The organism is Actinoplanes sp. KI2 (assembly GCF_025630775.1).
Taxonomy (GTDB): domain Bacteria; phylum Actinomycetota; class Actinomycetes; order Mycobacteriales; family Micromonosporaceae; genus Actinoplanes.
Genome location: NZ_JAOSZE010000021.1, coordinates 12747 through 32957, shown reverse-complemented (window position 1 = coordinate 32957; position 20211 = coordinate 12747). Strand labels below are relative to the sequence as shown.

Genomic DNA, 20211 nt, shown 5'->3' with positions numbered 1-20211 from the left:
TGGTTGTCGCGCTCGGGCCAGGTGGCGGGCCCAGCGTCGGGAGGCACTGTTCCGCCTTCCCGGGGGTGACAAGTCATGTCCGAACTGTCCCGTAGAGAGTTTCTCGGCACGGCGGCCGCCGCGGCCGTCACCGCGTCGTTGTCCGGCGCCGTCGCGGGCTCCGGCGCCGCCGAGGCCGCGCCGCGAAAGCCCGGCTGCCACGGCGACCTGCGCGACATCAAACACGTCGTGGTCGTCATGCAGGAGAACCGGAGCTTCGACCACTATTTCGGGTCGCTTCGCGGCGTCCGCGGCTTCGGCGATCGGTCGACCATCCAGCTGCCCGGCGGGAAGACCGTCTGGGAGCAGCCGGCCGGCGAGGCGACGCAGTATCCGTGGCGGCTCAGCGGCGCCGAGGAGTGGGGCGGCGAGGCGCCGCCCAGCCCGGAGCTCGGCGCCGCGAACTACGGCGGGACCAGCCACGGGTGGGCCGACCAGCACGGCGCCTGGTACGGCGGGCTGATGAACGGGTGGTACGCGGCCAAGGGCGGGCCGACCACGCTGGGCTACCTCGATCGGCGGGACCTGCCGTTCCACTATGCGCTGGCCGACGCGTACACGATCGGCGACGCCTACCACTGCTCGGTGCTGAGCGCGACCGGTCCGAACCGGACCTATCTGTGGAGCGGCACGATCAATGCCGATCAGAAGCACGGCGACTTCATCGCCTACTCCGGCGGCGACGAGCTGGGCAGGTTCCTGCCCTGGAGGTCGTACGCCGAGCAGCTGCAGGCGGCCGGCGTCACCTGGCGGGTCTACCAGTGCGAGGACGACTACGGCGACAACGGGCTCGAATACTTCGACACGTTCGCGAGGCTCGACCCGGCCCAGGGCGGGACGGCCGCGCCCGGAAACGTCTACTACGACAACGGCGTGCGGAACGTGCCGGAACCGGTCACCGGTCTCGCCGGCAATGCCGACAACATCAACAACGCGATCCGATCCGACGTGCTCGCCGGCAACCTGCCGCGGGTGAGCTGGGTCGTGAACAACCAGTTCTTCTCCGAGCACCCGGTCACCGCTCCGAGCAACGGCGCGTACTTCCTGCGCGGCCTGCTCGAGGCCCTCAACGCCGATACCGAGGTGTTCGACTCGACGCTGGTCATTCTCAACTACGACGAGAACGATGGGCAGTTCGACCACGTTCCGCCGCCGGCGCCCGCCCCCGGGGAACCGGACGAGTTCGTGGCCGGCACCCTCGACGCGTACGGGATCACCGCGCCGGTCCCGGTCGGGCTCGGCTTCCGCGTACCGCTGCTGCTGATTTCGCCCTGGACGCGCGGCGGCTGGGTGACCTCGGAGGTCTCCGATCACACCTCGGTGATCCAATTCCTGGAGAAGTGGACCGCGGCGTTCGGCCGGCCGGCGATCAGCCCGAACATCAGCACCTGGCGGCGCCGGGTCTGCGGCGACCTGACGGCCGCCTTCGACTTCTCGGCGCCGGTCTACGGCATGCCTCCGCTTCCGCGGACCGGGGCCCTGGTCCCCGAGGTCGAGTACGACCCACTGCCCGGCGACAACGCGATGCCCGTCCAGGAGGGCGGGACGAAGCGGTCGCGTCCACTGCCGTACCAGCCGAACGCGAACCTGATCGGGTTCACCGGCTCGACCGCCCGGCTGGCGTTCAGCAACGACGCCCCGTTCGTGAGCAAGGCCAGTCACTTCGCGGTCTACGACAACCTCGCCGGGCTCCCGGCGCCGGCCGACTACCCGGCCGCGTTCCCCGGTCAGTACACGGTCGGAGCCCGGCGGACCGCCACCGGCGACGGGCCGCTGAACGGGACCGCCTACGACCTGACCGTGATCGGGCCCAACCGGTTCCTGCGCCGCTTCGCCGGGGACACCGCGAGCGCCGGCCGGGACCTGCGGGTGGCCGCGTCCTACTACGAGGGCCGCCCGGCCGGGACGCCGAAGCTGCGGCTGACGCTGCACAACGACTCGGCCGCGCCGGTGACCTTCACCGTCGCGCACAACCACTACATCACCGGGCGGCCGCAGACCGTACGGGTCGCCCCGCACAGCGCCCGCACCTGGAGCGCGGATCCGATCGAGCAGAGCCACGGCTGGTACGACGTGACGGTCACCGCCGATCGCGACGCCGGGTGGTCGCAGCGGCTGGTCGGCCACCTGGAGACCGGAAAGCCCAGCATCTCGGGCTGACGATCACCTGGCGTGCGGCCGCCGGCCCGTGGGTCTATACGGTGGGAGACGTGCCGAGTGATGTCTTCGTCCGGGCCGCCGGAGAGGCGGGCGTGCCGCCGGGCCCGCGCGAGGGGGAGGCCTGACCGGCGCCGGGGCGCCCGCCGCGCCCCGGCGGTTCGCCGCCCTGCGCAATCCGGATTGCCGCCCCTATCTGTTCGGCGCGGCGCTGGCGATGATGGCCGACAACATCGAGCACGTCATCACCTATTGGCAGCTGTGGCAGAAATTCCATTCGCCGGCCCTCGCCGGGTTCGAGGTGATCAGCCACTGGGTGCCGTTCCTGCTGTTCTCGGTGTACTTCGGCGGGCTCGCCGATCGGTTCGACTGCCGTCGGGTCATCCAGGCGGCGCAGGCGCTGTTCATGCTCGTCTCGGTGCTGTGGGGCGTGCTGTTCGTGACCGGCACGCTGCGGATGTGGGAGGCGTGCGTCCTGCTCGTTCTGCACGGCCTCGCGGGCTCGCTGTGGGGGCCGGGCGAACAGCTGATGCTGCACGATTTCGTCGGCGACGAGGAACTGCCCAGCGCGGTCCGCCTGAACGCCACCTTCCGCAGCCTGGGCGTGCTGTTCGGCCCGGTGGTCGGGTCGGCGTTGCTGCTCGGGCTCGGGCCGTCCGCCGGCATCTTCGCGAACGTGCTGTTCTACCTGCCGCTCATGCTTTTCCTTTTTCGTACGCGTTTCACCGGTCACACCCGGGACGGTGGCGTGGTGCAGCACGAACGGGTCGGCGTGCTCGGCTCGTTGCGCGTCCTGCGCGCGATACGCAGCAATCGCACGCTGGTCAGCATGATTGTGCTCGGCGGCCTCGGATCGTTCTTCGTCGGCGCGTCGATGCAGTCGTCGATGCCCATTTTCGCGCAGGACCTGGGCAGCGCGGGAACGGCGTACGGCATCCTGCTTTTCGCCAACGGCGCCGGTGGGGTTCTGGGCGGCCTCGTGCTGGAGGCCACCGGATGGATTCGGGCAACCGTCGGCGCCGCCGTCCTGAGCACCCTGGTGTACGGGGTGAGCACGCTTCTGTTCGCGGTGGCGGGTTCGTTTCCGATCGCCGTGCTGCTGCTGGTGATCGGCGGGGTGGCCAATCTGGCGTCGATGTCGATCGGTCAGACGGTCGTGCAGCTGCTGGCGCCGCCGGGCGACCGGGGCAAGGTGATCGGCGTGTACGGCGTGGCGGCCAACGGTCTGCGCTTCGGCAGCGGCATCACGGTCGGCCTGTTCGGCGCGGTGGTCGGGGTGCACTGGTCGCTGGGCGTGAGCGCCGCGGCCCTGTGTGCCTGCACACTGATCGTCGCCATCCCGGCGATGCGCCCGCACGTGGGCGGCTGATCAGGCGCGGTCGCGGCTCGCGTCGGTCACCGTGTTCGTCAAGCGGCGGACGATCTCGGCGGTCCGGGCCAACTCCTCGTCGCTGAACTCCGTCGCGGCGTCGTGCATCCGCCGGCCCAGCGGCACGAAGAACGCCGAGGCCACGGTCATGGCGGTCTCGCTCATCCGCACCGTCACGCGGCGGCGGTCCTGCGGATCGCGGGTGCGCCGCACGTGCCCGACCGCCTCGAGCCGGTCGACCAGCGCCGTCGCGGCCGCGGGGCTCAGCCGCAGCCGCTGGGCCAGCTCGCCGACCGTGATCGGGTCGCCGGTCGAGGTGCCGGTGCTGATCCACATGATCGCATTCAGATCGCTGCGGCCGAGGCCGTGCGCGCGGGCGAACACGTCCACGAAGACGTCGCTCTCGACCGTGAAGCGGCGCAGCGCGTCGATCAGGTCGTCCATGACCGTCTCGCGGTCCGGTTGCGTCGGCACGCCGCTCATTCTATCGTTTCCACGGTCGAATAATTCGCTCGTCGAAACATTGGGGAATGCCATGCTTGCCCGACTGCTGACCACCCGGCTCGGGGTCGTCGTAGTCCTGCTGATGACCGTCCTGTTCGCCGGTTTGGTCTTCGCGTTCTCCCCGGCACAGCCGGCCAAGAAACCCGCCGACGGCCTGCCCGCCGGCGCCCAGTCGACGGCGGTCACCGAACTGCGCGATCGCTTCGCGAGTGGCCGATCCAACAGCGCGGTCCTGGTCAAGGAGGGCAGCGACGCTGTCGCGGTCCTGACCGGGGCGGCGGAGACCCTCAGAACCGTTCCCGGCGTCGACGCGGTCGCCCGCCCGGTCGCCGCGCCGGACGGTCAGGCCGCGATCGTCGTCGTCCAGTTGCGGCCGGGCCTGACCGATGACGCCGAACACGCCACGATCGACCGGATCCGATCGGCGGTGCCGCAGGTCCAGGTCACCGGCGGCGCCGCGGTCGGGCGGGACATCTCGGCCGCCTTCGACGGCGCCGACTTCACGCTGCTGATCGCCACCGCCGCGGTGGTAGCGATCCTGCTGCTGGTCACCTATCGCAGTCCGATCCTCTGGATCGTTCCCCTGCTCGTGATCGGTCTCGCCGACCAGGTGACCGCGAAACTGCTGCCGTGGATCGCCCAGCTGGTGGGGGAGCGGACCGACGCCTCGGTGGCCGGCATCGTCTCGGTGCTCGTCTTCGGCGCCGGCACCGACTACGCGCTGCTGCTCATCTCCCGCTATCGCGAGGAGTTGCGGCGCGACTCATCCCCGGCCGAGGCGACGCGCCGGGCTGAGGCGATGCGCCGGGCCGCGGCGATGCGCCGGGCCTGGCGGGCGGCCGCCCCGGCGATCACCGCCAGCGCCGGTACCGTGCTGCTCGCTCTGCTCACGCTGCTCGCCGCGCAGGTCACCGCGAACCGCACGCTCGGCGTGGCAGCCGCGGCCGGCGTGCTGGTCGCCCTGCTGTTCGGCCTGTTCGTGCTGCCCGCGGCGATCGTCGCCCTGCCGCGCGGCGTCTTCTGGCCGAAGGTGCCGCGGGTGGGCAGCGCAGACCCGACCGCGACCGGATTCTGGGCGCGGGTCGCGCGAGGTGTCGGCCGGCGCCCGGGCACGGTGCTGGCGATGGGCCTCGGCGTCCTCGCCGTCTTCTCGGCCGGCCTGCTCACCATCGATGTCGGGCTGGACCAGAGCGAGCAGTTCCGGTCGCGGGTCCCGTCGATCGTCGCCCAGGAGACGCTCGCCCGGCACTTCCCGGCCGGTGCCGCCCAGCCCGCCATCGTGGTCACCGACGCGGCGCGGGCCGAGAGGGTGGCCGCCGAGCTGCGCATGACGACCGGGGTCGCCGGCGTGCTGCCCCCGGAACGGTCCAGTGACGGGAGCCTGGTTCAGTTCGGCGTTCAGCTGACCGATGCCCCCGGCACGCCTGCGGCCGACCGTACCGTGGAAAGGATCCGCAACGATCGGGAGGTGCTGGTCGGCGGGGAGCCGGCGACCGAGCTGGACAAGCGCGTGGCGAACCGGCGGGACGTGCGCGTGGTGATCCCGCTGATCCTGGCGGTTGTGCTGGTGGTCCTGATCGCGTTGCTCCGATCGCTCGTCGCCCCGGTCCTGCTGCTGAGCACGGTGGTCGCGAGCTTCGCGGCCAGCCTCGGCGCGGCGGCGCTGCTGCTGGACGGCCCGCTCGACGCGAACGTGCCGCTGCTGAGCTTCCTGTTCCTGGTGGCACTCGGCGTCGACTACAACATCTTCCTGATCACCCAGGCCCGGGACGAGGGTGTCCTGCGCGCCCTCGCCGCGACCGGCGGCGTGATCACCTCGGCCGGAATCCTGCTGGCCGCGGTCTTCGCGGTGCTCGGCGTGCTTCCGGTCGTGGTGCTCACCCAGATCGGCGTGGTCGTCGGCGTCGGGGTCCTCGTCGACACGTTGCTCGTGCGTACGGTGGTCGTCCCGGCGCTCGCCCTCAAGCTCGGTGACCGATTCTGGTGGCCGGCCCGTCCGGCGGCGGCCACCACGATGCGGGTCACGTCTGCAGCCTCCCGAAGGCGTAGCGGTCGTCGGCTTGGTCGCCGCTGCTCTGGCGGGGCGGCGTGAAGCCGGTGTTCGCACCGGGCGGCGGCGCCGCGTGGTGGTGACTGGGCGGCGGCGCCGCGTGGCGGTGACCGGGCGGCGGCGCTGCCGGGTGGTGGTGACCGGGCGGCGCTGCCGGGTGGTGGTGACCGGGCGGCGCTGCCGCGTGGTGGTGACCGGGCGGTGCTGCCGCGTGGTGGTGACCGGGCGGCGCTGCCGTGTGGTGGTGACCGGGCGGGGCCTGGCCGCCGCTCGGGCCGGGCGGGGTGTAGCCGTGGAAGTTGCCGCGCGAGAGGTAGCCGTCCGCGGGGTAGCCGCCGGATCCGGACGAGGCGGAGCCGCTGCCCCGGCCGGGCAGGTACCCGATCTCCGTGCTCGGCCCGGTGTAGTCGGCCGCCTGGCGGTAGCGGTCGTCCGGGCCGAGCGCCTCCGGCCGGCCGACCAGCGTGGTGAACGCGGCCCACGGCATCCGGTCGACCGGCTCGGCACTACCGGTCTCGGCGAGCTGCCGGTAGACCTGCGACGCGGCGCGCAGGGCGGCGAGCAGCGCGGCGACCGGGTGCAGCACCATGCGCACGCCGACCGCGGCGAGCTCCGCGTCGGTGGCGTCGGGACGGCCGGCGGCCGCTTCCGATCGGTGGAGCACGATCGGCACATCGGGGATCGCCGCGTGCAGGTCAGCCAGCTCCTTCGGATCGTCGACGCCTTCGGGAAGGACCGCGTCGGCGCCGGCCGCCGCGAAGGCGCGGCACCGGGCGATCACCTCGGGCAGGCCGGCCACGGCGTACGCGTCGGTCCGGGCGATCAGCGCGAGCTCCGGCACCTCGGTGGCCAGCGCCTTGATCTTGGCGGTCGCCAGGGCGGCGTCGACGACCTCCTTGCCGGCCAGGCGCCCGCGGTGCTCGGGGGCGACCTGATCCTCCAGGTGCAGGCCGGAGATCCCGGCACGGACGTACGCGTGACCGGTCCAGACCGCGTCCAGCGGATTGCCGTAGCCGGTGTCGGCGTCGGCGATCAGCGGCACCCCGTTCAGCGCCGGGACCAGGGTGGTCGCCCGGTCGGCGATCTGCGTGGCGTGGACGAAGTCCAGGTCGGGACGGCCCAGCATGAGCGCCGAGACCGCCGCGCCGGACAGATGCGCGATGCGGTGGCCGGCCTGCACCGCGAGCGCCGCGGTGACCGGGTCATAGATGCCGGGGACGTGGGTGACGTGGTTCGCTCGGAACAGTGCCCGCAGTTCGTCCGCGCCGGTCATGACGGGGCCTCCCTCTGCCGTGGTCGTGGTGGGCATTGTCCGCCGATCATGGCCGGGAGTGCACTGCGAAACCCCCTTCGACCGGTCGCCTTCAGATGGCGAGTCGGATCTGGCCGCCGAGATCGGGGTCGGCCCGTGCGGTGGGCACGGCTTCGTTCGGCCGTGGAGTCAGAGGATTCGGGCGACCGGGCGGATGCGGAGAAGTAGCAGCGCGAGGGCGAAGCTGCCCGCGATCGCCGCCGGCACGACGATCAGCAGCTTTGCGGTGGTGGGCAACGGGAGCGGGCGGAGAGCGAGCGCGAGGCCGACCAGCACCGGCGTTTGCAGGAGGTAGGCGCCGTAGGCGGAGCGGATCAGAGCGTTCGTGGTCCGGCGGGGGCGGACCGGTCGGAACAGGTCGACCACGACGATCGTGGCGGTCACGCTGATCAGACCCTCCAGCAGGGCTACCACGGCGGACTGCCAATGCGGGCCGCCGCCGGCCGGATCGGTGTGGTCGCCGAGAACGATCAGAAACGCCACGACGCCGAGGAAGCCGATCATGGCCAGCCAGGCGCAGGCGCGGCGGATCGCGGGCGGGATCGACGGGAGCCAGCCTTCGCGGCCGGCGACGATGCCCAGCGCGAACAGGCCGACGCACTGCCCCCACTGCCAGATGTGAGCGGCCCCGATCTGGTAGCTGTCGATGGGGAACGGCAGCCGGAACAGGAAGCTGGCCACGGCGATGAACGCCGCACAGGCGATCAGCGGGCGAGGGCGCAACGGACGCGGGGTGACCGGCGGGAGAGGTATCAGGGCGACGACCGTACTGAACACCAGCAGGACCCAGACGAACCAGAGCGGGCCCGGGTCGAGTTCGCGCACCTGATCGGACACGACGCCGCCGAAGGAACGGGGCGGGCCGGCGACCGCGTGCACGGTCCACACCACGATCGGGACCACGACCAGCACGAAGACCAGCAGCGGGAGACCCAGCCGGAGAGCCCGGTCGGCGATGAATCGGCGTGCGCCCTTGCGGGCCAGCGAACCGGGTAGGAAGGCGCCGGCGACGAAGAAGAACGCGCCCATGCCGAACAACGCGCCGAAGGCGATCGGAATCGTCACGGCGATGCGCACACCGTCGGGGAGAGCGCCCTCGTGATAGAACCACGACCCCGGGGCGCCGTAGGTGATGGCGGCGTGGGTGGCGATCACGCCCATGGTGAGGGCGACCCGCAGCATGTCGACGTGGGCGAGACGGGTCACGCCGTGATCATCGACGGGCGTGCCGGGGCGGCGCAATGGTCCGCCCGGCCGGGCCGCGCCCGGGTCCGCCGCCGATCAGCGGGCGCGAATCTGCGCGAGGACTCCGACCTGCGGTGTTACCGTTCACGGCATGCTGGTGGCTCGACTTCACGGCGCTGGGGATGTGCGGCTCACGACCGAGGGCGACCCCGTCCCGGCGGCCGGCGAGTCGCTGGTCGAGGTGACCAGTGTCGGGTTGTGCGGGTCCGATCTGCACTGGTTCACCGAGGGCGGGATCGGCGACGCCGTCGTGTCGCGGCCGCTCGTGCTCGGCCATGAGATGGCCGGCGTGATCCGTGGCGGCGAGCGGGACGGGACCCGGGTCGCGATCGATCCGGCGATCCCGTGCCTGCGGTGCGAGCCCTGCCTCGAGGGGGATCCGAACCTCTGCCTGTCCATCATCTTCGCCGGGCACGGCGGCTGCGATGGTGGCCTGCGGCAGCTCATGGCGTGGCCCAGCCACCGGTTGCACCCGATCCCGGACACCATCTCCGACGACGACGGCGCGCTGCTCGAGCCGCTCGGGGTCGCGTTGCACGCCTACGATCACGCCCACCAGCGCCTCGGCGCGACCGTCGCGGTGGTCGGTTGTGGACCGATCGGGCTGATGCTCGTCCAGCTTGCCTGGATCGCCGGGGCGACCCGGGTGTTCGCCGCCGATCCGCTGCCGCACCGGATGGCGGCGGCGGTCCGGCACGGGGCGGAACCGATCGAGGCTGTCGAGGCCGATCTGGTCTTCGAGGTCTCCGGCTCGGACGGGGCGGTCGAGACCGCGCTGCGGGCCGCGAAGCCGGGCGCCCGGGTTGTGCTGGTCGGTATCCCGGACGGTGATCGCACGACGTTTCCGGCCTCGATCGCGCGCCGGAAAGGGCTCACGCTGGTGCTCTCCCGCCGGATGGGTGAGGTCTATCCGCGTGCGATCGAACTGGCCCGGCAGAAGCGGGTCGATCTGGCCGCGCTGGTGTCGGCCGCTTTTCCGCTCGACCAGGTCGCGACGGCGATGACCACGGCGGCGGCGCGCGAGGGCCTCAAGGTCGTCGTCCACCCCTGACACCTGCCGGCCGGGCCTGCCCGGCGCCGGGGTCGGGGCTGTTGTTGCCGTCAGGCCGTCCGCTGCGCCGCGGACTTTGCTCTGGGTTCGTACCGCAAATGTTGCGTTCTTGATCGGTTGGCAAAACAAAGCTACGCACCGGTAGCTAAGCGAGGCATCGACGTTTTAACATCTATGAAATTGTTTCGCGTTCATGTCCTCCCAAGGGAACGCCCATGCGCCGAAGCCTCGCCGCCCTCGCGGCAACCGTCCTCACGACCGCGCTGGCGGTCGCGCCCACCACCGAAGCCCAGGCGGCGTATGCCACCAACGACTACTGCCTGGGCCAGTGCTCCGACATCCTGCCGCCCGGCCAGAACGGCAACGCCACGCTCGTGCAGATCCTGGCCTCGCAGGCGTTCGGCACGAAGCCGGCCCACTCCGACGATCAGCTCGCGCCGTACGCGAACCTGACCTACAACTACACCGGGCTCACCGGCGATCAGATCAACTCGTTCTTCAACGACAGCTCGTACGGCGTGGCCTCGGCCGACGTCGAGAGCACCACGTCGCCGCGCAGCGACGTCACGATCGTCCGGGACAAGAAGTACGGCATTCCGCACATCACCGGTACGACCCGGGCGGGCGTGATGTACGGCGCCGGATACGCCGGCGCTCAGGACCGGCTGTTCCTGATGGACCTGATGCGGCACGTCGCCCGCGGCAACCTGACCAGTTTCGCCGGCGGGGCCGAGGGCAACCGGGCGCTCGAGCAGAGCGTCTGGCGCAACTCGCCGTACACCGAGGCGGACCTGCAGGCGCAGATCGACGCGCTGAAGGCGTCGGGCACGCGCGGCGCCCAGCTCTACGCCGACGTGCAGGAGTACATCGCCGGGATCAACAAGTACATCGCCGTCTGCATGGCCGGCCGGAACTGCCCGGGTGAGTACGTGCTGACCGGTCACCTCGACGCGGTCACGAACGCCGGCGGACCGGTCAACTTCACCATGACCGATCTGATCGCGATCGGCGGCGTGATCGGTGGCCTGTTCGGCGGGGGCGGCGGCACCGAGATGCAGTCGGCCCTGGTCCGGATCGCCGCGCGGGCCAAGTACGGCACCACCGTCGGCGACCAGGTCTGGCAGCAGTTCCGCGAGCAGAACGACCCGGAGACCGTCCTGACCCTGCACAATGGACAGAGCTTCCCGTACGGGTCGGGCGATCCGAACGCGGCCGGCGTGGCGATGCCGGACGCCGGGACCGCGAGCCCGGAACCGATCGTGTTCGATCAGACCGGATCGGCGGCGAGCGCGACGAGCGGGACGAGCGCGATCGCCGACTCGCTGGGCACGCTCACCATCGACAGCGCGCAACGCGGCATGTCGAACGCGGCCGTCGTCTCGGCCGCGAACTCGGCCACCGGCCATCCGGTCGCCGTGTTCGGCCCGCAGACCGGCTACTTCGCGCCACAACTGCTCATGGCGCAGGAGCTGGAGGGCCCGGGGATCAGCAGCCGGGGCATCGCCTTCAGCGGTCTCAACCTGTACACGCTGATCGGGCGCGGTCCGGACTACGCGTGGAGCGCCACCTCCGCGATCCAGGACATCACCGACACGTACGCGGTGAAGCTCTGCAACACCGACGGCAGCGCGGCCACCCTGTCCTCGACCGGTTACGTCTATCACGGCACGTGCACGGCGATGGAGGCGCTGAGCCAGACCAACTCGTGGAAGCCGACGACCGCCGACTCCACCGCGGCCGGCTCGTATCGGCTGACCATGCAGCGCACCAAGTACGGCCTGGTCACCTGGCGGGGCCTGGTCGGCGGCGCGCCGACCGCGTTCACCAGCCTGCGCTCGACGTACCGGCACGAGGCCGACTCGGCGATCGGTTTCCAGATGTTCAACGAACCCGACCAGATGGGCACCCCGGCGGCCTTCATGAACTCCGCCTCGAACATCTCGTTCGCGTTCAACTGGTTCTACGTCAACTCGACCGACTCGGCGATGTTCACCTCGGGCGCCGAACCGGTCCGGGCGAGCGGCGCCGATCCGAACCTGCCGACCAAGGGCGAGCAGGCGTACGAGTGGCAGGGCTGGAACCCGGCCACCAACACCGCCTCGTACGTCCCGGCCTCGGGCCACCCGCAGGCGGCGAACCAGGACTACTTCGTCAGCTGGAACAACAAGCAGGCGGCCGATTTCGGCGCGGCCGACGGCAACTTCAGTTTCGGTTCGGTGCACCGCGGCGACCTGCTCGACAAGCCGCTCAAGGCGGGCATCGCGGCCGGCACGAAGTACGACCGGGCGTCGCTGCTGAAGGTGGTCGAGTCGGCGGCCACCACCGACCTGCGCGGCACCGACGTGCTGCCGGTTCTGCTCCGGGTGATCGACACGGCCACCGTGACCGACACGGCGCAGGCGGACGCGATCGCGAAACTGCGCACCTGGCTGGCGGCCGGAGCGCACCGGCAGGAGACGGCGGCCGGCAGCAAGACGTACGCGAACGCCGACGCCGTCCGCATCTTCGACGCCTGGTGGCCGAGGCTCGTGCAGGCCGCTTTCCAGTCCGGGCTCGGTGCCGATCTGTTCCAGTCGCTGGTGAACGCCATCCAGATCAACGAGTCGCCGTCCGGCGGGCAGACCGGCCCGGTGTCATCGCTGCCGACCAGCGCGAACGAGTCCCAGGCGCACAAGGGCTCGTCGTTCCAGTACGGCTGGTGGGGCTACGTCGACAAGGACCTGCGGGCCACCCTCGGCGACAGCGTGCCCGGCTGGTCGACCAGGTACTGCGGCGGCGGCGTGGTCGGCACGTGCCGCAGCGCGCTGCTGACCAGTTTGACCGCGGCGCTCGCCGAGCCGGCGAGCACCACGTACCCGGGCGACACCAACTGCTCGGCCGGGGACCAGTGGTGCGCGGACGCGATCCTCCAGTCGCCGCTGGGCGGCGTCGCGCACGATCTGATCGCCTGGCAGAACCGGCCGACCTACCAGCAGGTGGTGTCGTTCCCGGCCAAGCGCGGCGACGACATCTCCAACCTGACCGCGGCCAAGGCGGCCACCGCGTCCAGCACGCAGAGCGGACACCCGGCCTCGGCCGCGGTGGACGGGAGCTTATCGACCCGGTGGGCCAGCTCATGGGCCGACAACCAGTGGATCCGGGTCGACCTCGGCGCCACCGCACCGGTCGCCCGGGTGATCGTGCGCTGGGAGGACGCCTACGCCACCGCGTACCGGATCGAAACCTCCACCGACGGTACGACCTGGACCCAGGCCGCCGCGGTAACCGGGGGCAACGGTGGCCTCGACACGGTCACCTTCCCGGCGGTGAACGCTCGATATCTGCGCCTGACCGGTCAGACCCGGGCGACGTCGTACGGGTTCTCCATCTACGAGCTGGAGGCGTACTCGCACTAGCCCGCAGGTCGTTCTGGTCAGTCGCTGCCCTGCGCGGCGTCTGACCAGACGGCCAGGCCGCCGCCGGGCTCGGACACCACCTTGAAACCGTCCGGCCCGGCGACGGTCCATGCCTCGTAGTCGGGATCGGCCGAGACCAGCAACCGCGAGCCGTCCTCGAAGTCGATGCGCAAGCCACCGTCGTCGTCGGCCTGCGCGATGGTGACAACCCGGCCGATCAGATCGGGCAACTCGGTCTCGCCCGGCGTCACCTCGAGGTCGCCGCCGGGCCGGCGGAGCGAGAACGGCGTCTCGATCCGCGCCTCGTAGCCGTCGCCGAACGCGAGTGCGACGGTGTAGCCCGCGTCCTGCGCGGTCACGCGCTGCCCGGCAAACTTCAGATCCATGGTCACCAGCCATCCGGAACGGGGTAGGAACCGTCGGGCCCGATCGGAAGGTGCGTGTCCGAGTTCGGACCCGGCTTGCCGTTGAGCCCGATCGGCTGGCCCTGATCGTTGTAGTAACGAACGTATCCGTTCGGATACCTGGGCGTCGGGTCCATCACCCGCACCATATCAGCGTTCCCGGAAGATCCCGGTTTCTGATAGACGGTGCCCCTTCCGTTGTCGGCCGTCCGTGACGACCAGCCTTCCTTGACTCCGGTCGGATTGTTCGCGGTCGAGTCCTCCGCGCCCTCGGAAGCGCCGCCGCCCTCGGTGTCCACCGGCGACACATGGTCGTCGCCGGCCGCGTGCGCGCCCAGATCGCCGGCCGCAGCCATGGCCATCGTGCCGCCGAGCGTGATGCCGGCCGCCGACACGATGTTGAGCGGGACGCCACCGATCGCGCCGACGCCGGTCGCATCGAGCGCCACACCGAGCGCCTCGCCGCCGGAACTGAGCGCGGCCAATCCGATGCCGGCGGCGGCCAGGCCGACGTCGCCCGGGTGGTGGATCATCGCGTTGCCGAACGAGGCGGCCCCGTTCACGATGTGACCGCCGAGGTCGTGGAAGAAGTCGCCCACGTCGTCCAGCCAACCGGACTTCTCCGGCGCGAGCGAGGCCTTGTCGCGCAGCGTCCGGGCGGCGGCCGATCCCGAGGTGTGCACCTGGTTGCGAGCGTCCCTGAGCAGCGCCTGCGCCGAGTCGCGGCCGGCCGTGCCCGGATCGGTGAACGGCGGCTCGGATTGCCCGGCCTGCTGGGCGGCGGTGGCAGCGGCCGCGTGATCGTTCTTGGCCTGTTGCGTGGCGGCCTCCGCCTGATCCCACTGCCGGATCGCCTCGGTCGCCTGCTGCTGAGCCCAGCGCAGGGTCGCTACGTAGTCGTCCAGCGCGCCGGCCCCGCCCTGCATGGCGTCGCCCGCGGTGAACCAGCGGCCCGGCTCGTAGCTGAACTTGTCGTGGAACTTCTCGGCCGCGGCGCCGGTCCACGAGCCGCTGTCGATCTTGCGTAGGCCGTCGCCGGCGTCGGCGGCGTCCTTCGCACGGTCGCGAAGCGACCCGGCGTTGGCGGCGATCGCGTCCGGATCGCCGGGGATCAGCGCTCGGGGGTCGCGGGTCTCGCCCAGCTCAGCCATCGACCGCTCCGGTCGCCGGATCGGAGGTGAGCCGCTGTGCGGCCGCCTGGTCGACCGATCGGTATGCGTCTGCCACCCGCTTCAACGAGTCGCTGATCTTGCCGGCGTCGTCGGTCAGGATGTCGAAGCCGTCGTCCCAGCGGTGGCAATAGTCCGTCAACGCGTCGTGCAGGTCGTCGTCGCCGTACATCCCGGCCGGGCCCGGCAACTTGCTCAGCTCCAGCCGTTTCTGGTTGCCGATGGTCTCGGCGATGCCGGCCGACGCCTCGTCCAGGGTGGCGACGTCGACGTGAAAACCTGGCCCGTCCATCCGGACAACATAGCCCTCTCGGACAAACTCGTCGGGGCACGATCAGGACAGGCCGAGCCCGCGGCGGCCGATCTCGTTCAGGTCCTCGGCCCGGAAGCGGTTCGGCCACTCCCGCTCGTAGTGCTCGGCGGGAAAGTCGCTCGGGCTCTCGCCCTTCGCGAAGGCGTCGCGCACGCTTGCCGCGTACCGCTCGTTGCGGGCGCACCACGGCGCGGCGGGGATGTACATGACATTGCCCCAGCCCTTCTGCGCCTCGACCGGCGCGACGCTGTGGATCATGTCGCAGTGCCACCAGACCGAGTCGCCGGCGCGCACGTCGGGGATGCCGGCGAGCGCCTCCATGAGTGGCGCGTGCCATTTGTGGCCGGCCGGGAAGACCTGGTTGACGGTCACGCCGCACATGTCGTCGTCCGGCACGTCGGGCAGCAGCGGGCGCAGCATCAGGTAGGCCATCGCCTCGGGAATCGGGACGGTGTGCAGGACGCCCTGGTCGTGGTCCATGTCGGAGAGTGCCGTCCAGCCCTGGAAGGTGCGGAACGCCGAGCACATGGTGGTGCCGGGGTACTGCGGGCCGGCGGTGCGGTGGGCGGCGTCCCACGGGTCGTACTGCTCGACGCTGCCGTCGAAGAGGTGCCGGAACGCCTGCTGATAGGCGCTGGTCATCCACAGGTCGAGGGTGCCCGGGTCGAGGTGGGTGCCGAGACCGGCCGAGTCGGCGCCCTCGGGCCGGCGGCGGATGCGGTCGGGGTAGAGCGAGTCGCGATCGGGGTCGAACCACTGCACGCCGCCCGACTCGTGTTTCCACAGATGGTTCAGGAACGACTGGACGGTCGCCATCCGCGGGCTCTGCCGGGCCTGCATCTGCGCCGGTGACCAGTAGATCGGATAGATCTCCGGCTTCGAGCCGACGCTGCCGAAGAAGTCGTCGCCGGGGCCGCGGTAGTTCTCGAAGAAGTCGTTGCTCTCGACGTAGTCGACGATGTCGCGATCCCAGCCGAGCGCTTGGTCACGATCGAAGTGACCGCGCACGACCAGGCAGCCGCGGCGGCGCAGCAGGTCGAGCTGGGCCGCGGCGACGGCGCCGGCCTCGATGTCGGAGTACTCGATGACCGGCCAGATCGGTTCCGACCGCCGGCGTGCCGCGGCGATCTCGTCGACCGCGGTCTGGACGCGCTGCTCGACGACGGCGAAGACCTCCTCGACCGTGCGGCCGGAGGCGGCGATCTTCGCCCGGAGGGCGGCTTTGATCTCGCGGGTGGCGGCCTTGAGGTCGGTCGGCGTTCGTTCCCAATGCGGCAGGCTCACGGGGAATCCTTTCTGGGAATGTAGCCTTACTGGAAAGACTGTAGGCGCCGGCGCACCTTCAAGGCAAGGGGCTTGACTAATATCGGCACACATGGAGCCGACGAAGCCGTCGCAGGATCTCGTCCGGGCGCTCACCGACGAGCACGTGCTGCGGGCGCTGATGCGGCACCGGCGGCTGACCCGGGCCGAGCTGGCCGTCGAGATCGGCATCTCGAAGCCGACGGCGGGGGAGAGCGTCCGGCGGCTGACCGAGCGCGGGCTGGTCGCCGACACCGGCGAGCGCACGCCGGGCGGGCGTGGTCGCGGCCGGGTCGGGTCGTACTACGCGATCGCGCCGACCGCCGGGGTGGCGCTCGCGATCACGATCTCCCCGGCGGGCGTCGTGGCGGAGTGCATCGACGTGTACGGGGACACGGTCGCGCGCGCCGTCCGCCAGGTCGACCGGACGACCTGGCCGAGGCAGGTCGCCGCCGCCCTGCAGGAGACGGTCGCCGAGGCCGCACCAGGGCACTCCCCGGTGCGGCTGGCGGTGATCGGTGCGGCCGACCCGGTGGACCGGGCCACCGGCCGTCTCGTGCATCTGCCCGACTCGCCGTTCCTGGTCGGCGAGCTCGATCCGGCCGCCCTCCTCGCCCCGATCGACGTGGTGGTCGACAACGACGTGAACTGGGCGGCGCTGGCCGAACCGGAACATGCGCGCGACTTCGCCTACCTCTACCTCGGCGACGGACTCGGCTGCGCGATCGTGACCGACGGTGCGGTCCGGCGCGGCCACAGCGGCCTGGCCGGCGAGATCGGCCACCTGCTGACCACCGGGCCGGGCGGTCGATCGATGCCGTTCATCGAGGTCTTCGGTGCGTTGGGGCTGCGTCGGCCGAACTCGACCGCGATCGACGTCGACTGGCTGCGCTACGCCGATCAGAACGGGCGGGAGGCGATCGGCTTGGCGGTGTCCGGCGTGCTCGCGGCGATCGTGGCGCTCGTCGATCCCCGCGAGATCGTGATCGGTGGCACCTGGGGGCCGGCGCTGATCGATGAGATCGGCAAGGCGGCCGCCCGTATGCCACGACCGGTTCCGCTCCGCCCGGCGACCACCGGGATCGGCGATCCGGTCATGGCCGGGGTGCGGGCCGAGGCGCTCGACCGGTTGCGAGCATCGCTGACCGCCTGAAGCTCTTCCACGCTGTGGCCGCGGTCACTAACCTGAACCTCATTCATCTTTCCGCGGGAGGGTCGCGTGGGGTCGCTGTCAGGGTTTCCCGACGGGTTCGTGGTGGGCGTTTCGACCGCCTCGTACCAAATCGAGGGCGCGGTGCACGAGGCCGGCCGCGGCCCGTCGATCTGGGACACGTTCGCGCACACGCCCGGCCGCATCCTCAACGGCGACACCGGCGACGCCGCCTGCGACCACTACCACCGCTACGGCGAGGACCTCGACCTGATGGCGGAGCTCGGCGTCGACGCGTACCGCTTCTCGATCGCCTGGCCCCGCATCCAGCCGGACGGGCACGGCAAGCCGAACCCCGACGGCCTCGATTTCTACGACCGCCTGATCGACGGCCTGCTCGCGCGCGGGATCGCCGCCCTGCCCACCCTCTTCCACTGGGACCTGCCGCAGGCGCTCGAGGACCAGGGCGGCTGGCTGAACCGGGACACCGCGCTGCGCTTCGGCGAGTACGCGGCGGTGGTCGCCGACCGCCTCGGCGACCGGGTCCACCGGTGGATCACGCTGAACGAGCCGATCGTGCACATGGCGCAGGGCTACGCGTTCGGGACGCACGCGCCGGGCCGGCAGCTGATGATGGACGCGCTGCCGGTCGCCCACCACCAGCTGCTCGGGCACGGGCTCGCGGCCCAGGCGATCAAGCGGGCCACCGGGGAAGCCGGCGAGGTGATGATCACCAACAACTGCACGCCGGTCGAGGCCGCCTCCCCGTCCGAGGAGGACCAGGCCGCCGCGATGATCTACGACGCGTTCCACAACCGGCTCTTCAACGATCCCGTCCTCAACGGGACCTATCCGGAATTTCTGGCGGCAGGCCTCGAGGGCCTGATCCAAGCCGACGACATGGCGACAATCCGGTCGAACCACGACGCGCTCGGCATCAACTACTACAACCCGACCAGAGTACGGGCCGCCGAGGGTGATCTCCCGTTCGAGATGCTGCCGATCGAGGGCGTGCCGACCACCGCGTTCGGCTGGCCGGTCGTGCCGGACGGCCTGCACGACCTGCTCACCGGCCTGAAGGCGACCTACGGCGACGACCTCCCGCCGATCTACATCACCGAGAACGGCTGCTCCACCGTCGAGGGCCTCGACGACCGGTTCCGCATCGACTACCTCGACGGCCACCTCGCCGCCGTCCGCCGCGCGATCACCGACGGCGTCGACGTCCGCGGCTACTTCGTCTGGTCGCTGATGGACAACTTCGAGTGGGCCGAGGGCTACAGCCAGCGCTTCGGCCTGGTCCACGTCGACTTCAAAACCTTTGCGCGTACGCCGCGGGACAGCTACCGCTGGTTGCAGTCCGCCCTGCGGGACCGTGGATGACCACGGCCGTCACCGAGCGGGTCGGTGCCCGCTGGATCGCGCTGCTGTCGCTGGCCAACCTCGGCCTGTGGATGGGCTACTTCGGTCCGCTGCAGGTGCTGCTGCCCAACCAGATCCAGGACATCGCGGGCCAGGACAAGGAGACCGCGCTCGGCGTCATCACCGCCCTCGGCGCCCTGGTCGCGGTCGTCGTCGGCCCGCTCGCCGGCGCGCTCTCCGACGTGACCACCGCCCGTACCGGGCGACGACACACCTGGATCGTGGCCGGCGCCCTGATCGGCGGCGCCGCGCTGGTTTTCCTGCACGGGCAGCACACCCTGGTGTGGGTCGGCATCGGCTGGTGCCTGGCCCAGGCCGGCCTCAACACGCTGCAGGCCGGGCTCACCGCGGTGGTTCCCGACCAGACCCCGGTCAACCAGCGGGGCCTGGTGTCCGGCTGGGTCGGCCTCACCCAGTCGGTGGGCGTGGTGGCCGGCGTCCTGCTGGTGACCGCGGTCGGCGGCGGCTACCCGGCGATCGCCCTGGTCGTCGTGCTGACCGCGGTGCCGTTCGTGCTGGCCACCCGCGACCCGGCGATCGAGCGGGCCCCCCGCTTCTCGGCGTTCAAGTTCGACGCGTTCCGCGACCGCGACTTCTCCTGGGCGTTCGCCACCCGGTTCCTGGTGCAGCTCGGCAACGCGATGGCCACGCTCTACCTGCTCTACTTCCTGCGCGACCGGGTGCACTACGCCAACGCCGACGACGGTCTCGCCCTGCTGATCGTCGTCTACACGATCGCGACCGTGCTGACCGTGGTGGTCGGCGGCGTGATCTCCGACCGCACCGGCCGCCGCAAGCCCTCGGTGATCGTCTCCGGCTACGTGATGGCGGTGGCCGCCGCGATCCTCGCCTTCTGGCCGACGTGGACCGGTGCGATCGTGGCGGCCGTCATCCTCGGCTTCGGCTTCGGCGTCTACCTCTCCGTCGACCAGGCCCTGATCACCCAGGTCCTCCCGGCGGCCGAGGACCGGGCCCGCGACCTGGGCGTCATCAACATCGCCAACTCGGCGCCGCAGGTCCTCGGGCCGGCGATCGCCTTCCCCCTGGTGTCCTACCTGGGCGGCTACCCGGCGCTCTACCTGGCCGCCGCCGCGGTGACGGTCCTGGGCTCGGTCCTGGTCACCCGCATCCGTGGCATCGACTGAAGGCGGGGCTTACTCCGAGCGGTTCCCTTCCGCTGCTTTTCCCGTACGAGCGTCGGCCGAGTCCCCGGCGTGCCAGGGCCGCCGGCTGCTCCATCGGCTCCGCGCCCGGCCGCCGGGTGGGCCCGACCCAAGACCACCCGTAGCGCCCGGCCGGGCCAAGTCGAACGAGCACGCCGGGCCTGCG

The 20211-nt window shown here is 71.2% G+C and carries 15 protein-coding genes; 8 read left to right on the top strand and 7 right to left on the bottom strand.

Going from position 1 to position 20211, the window contains the following annotated elements:
• The first annotated feature begins 75 nt into the window (after positions 1–75).
• Both ODJ79_RS22435 and ODJ79_RS22430 read left to right on the top strand, forming a co-directional pair.
• The gene (locus ODJ79_RS22435) at positions 76–2199 is read left to right on the top strand and encodes a phosphocholine-specific phospholipase C (protein WP_263025501.1); all 2124 of its coding nucleotides are present in this window, start codon (positions 76–78) and stop codon (positions 2197–2199) included.
• Between the two features lie 121 nt (positions 2200–2320).
• Entirely contained in the window at positions 2321–3565 is a 1245-nt protein-coding gene (locus ODJ79_RS22430) for an MFS transporter (RefSeq protein WP_263025633.1), read from the top strand.
• Here the strand turns inward: ODJ79_RS22430 and ODJ79_RS22425 are convergent, their stop codons facing one another.
• Complete coding sequence (locus ODJ79_RS22425; protein WP_263025500.1) at positions 3566–4048, bottom strand: MarR family winged helix-turn-helix transcriptional regulator; 483 nt, start codon at positions 4046–4048, stop codon at positions 3566–3568. It abuts the gene before it with no gap.
• Between the two features lie 52 nt (positions 4049–4100).
• On the opposite strand from ODJ79_RS22425, the gene ODJ79_RS22420 reads away from it, so the two are divergent.
• On the top strand, positions 4101–6161 hold the full coding sequence (locus ODJ79_RS22420) for an MMPL family transporter (RefSeq protein ID WP_263025499.1): 2061 nt from the start codon (positions 4101–4103) through the stop codon (positions 6159–6161).
• Here ODJ79_RS22420 and ODJ79_RS22415 read toward each other — a convergent pair.
• Complete coding sequence (locus ODJ79_RS22415) at positions 6091–7392, bottom strand: isocitrate lyase/phosphoenolpyruvate mutase family protein (RefSeq protein ID WP_263025498.1); 1302 nt, start codon at positions 7390–7392, stop codon at positions 6091–6093. The genes ODJ79_RS22420 and ODJ79_RS22415 overlap by 71 nt on opposite strands.
• A 168-nt stretch (positions 7393–7560) precedes the next feature.
• Positions 7561–8637: an acyltransferase family protein gene (locus ODJ79_RS22410; protein ID WP_263025497.1), complete on the bottom strand. Its 1077-nt coding sequence runs from the start codon at positions 8635–8637 to the stop codon at positions 7561–7563.
• A gap of 130 nt (positions 8638–8767) precedes the next feature.
• Between ODJ79_RS22410 and ODJ79_RS22405 the strand changes: the two genes are divergently transcribed.
• On the top strand, positions 8768–9727 hold the full coding sequence (locus ODJ79_RS22405) for a zinc-dependent alcohol dehydrogenase (RefSeq protein WP_263025496.1): 960 nt from the start codon (positions 8768–8770) through the stop codon (positions 9725–9727).
• Between the two features lie 215 nt (positions 9728–9942).
• A complete protein-coding gene (locus ODJ79_RS22400; RefSeq protein WP_263025495.1) occupies positions 9943–13122 on the top strand; it encodes a penicillin acylase family protein in 3180 nt (1059 codons plus the stop codon).
• 17 nt (positions 13123–13139) lie between these two features.
• Here the strand turns inward: ODJ79_RS22400 and ODJ79_RS22395 are convergent, their stop codons facing one another.
• Genes ODJ79_RS22395 through ODJ79_RS22380 form a run of 4 tightly spaced genes read right to left on the bottom strand, consistent with a single transcriptional unit; the run spans position 13140 to position 16292 of the window.
• Positions 13140–13508, bottom strand: a complete 369-nt coding sequence (locus ODJ79_RS22395; protein ID WP_263025494.1) for a DUF6188 family protein — start codon at positions 13506–13508, stop codon at positions 13140–13142.
• Positions 13509–13510: 2 nt separating this feature from the next.
• Positions 13511–14677 carry a WXG100 family type VII secretion target gene (locus ODJ79_RS22390; protein WP_263025493.1) on the bottom strand — a complete coding sequence of 389 codons (1167 nt, stop codon included), beginning with the start codon at positions 14675–14677 and terminating at the stop codon, positions 13511–13513.
• Positions 14670–14987 (bottom strand): hypothetical protein, encoded by a 318-nt coding sequence (locus ODJ79_RS22385; RefSeq protein WP_263025492.1) that lies wholly within the window; start codon positions 14985–14987, stop codon positions 14670–14672. Before ODJ79_RS22385 ends, ODJ79_RS22390 begins: the two co-directional genes overlap by 8 nt.
• A 42-nt stretch (positions 14988–15029) precedes the next feature.
• Positions 15030–16292: a DUF1479 domain-containing protein gene (locus ODJ79_RS22380; RefSeq protein WP_263025491.1), complete on the bottom strand. Its 1263-nt coding sequence runs from the start codon at positions 16290–16292 to the stop codon at positions 15030–15032.
• Positions 16293–16383: 91 nt separating this feature from the next.
• On the opposite strand from ODJ79_RS22380, the gene ODJ79_RS22375 reads away from it, so the two are divergent.
• The 3 genes from ODJ79_RS22375 (at position 16384) to ODJ79_RS22365 (ending at position 20027) form a co-directional block, all read left to right on the top strand.
• Positions 16384–17463, top strand: a complete 1080-nt coding sequence (locus ODJ79_RS22375) for an ROK family transcriptional regulator (protein WP_263025490.1) — start codon at positions 16384–16386, stop codon at positions 17461–17463.
• 66 nt (positions 17464–17529) lie between these two features.
• Complete coding sequence (locus tag ODJ79_RS22370; RefSeq protein WP_317620689.1) at positions 17530–18843, top strand: GH1 family beta-glucosidase; 1314 nt, start codon at positions 17530–17532, stop codon at positions 18841–18843.
• Complete coding sequence (locus tag ODJ79_RS22365; protein WP_263025489.1) at positions 18840–20027, top strand: MFS transporter; 1188 nt, start codon at positions 18840–18842, stop codon at positions 20025–20027. The genes ODJ79_RS22370 and ODJ79_RS22365 overlap by 4 nt, the downstream gene beginning before the upstream one ends.
• Positions 20028–20211 lie beyond the last annotated feature (184 nt).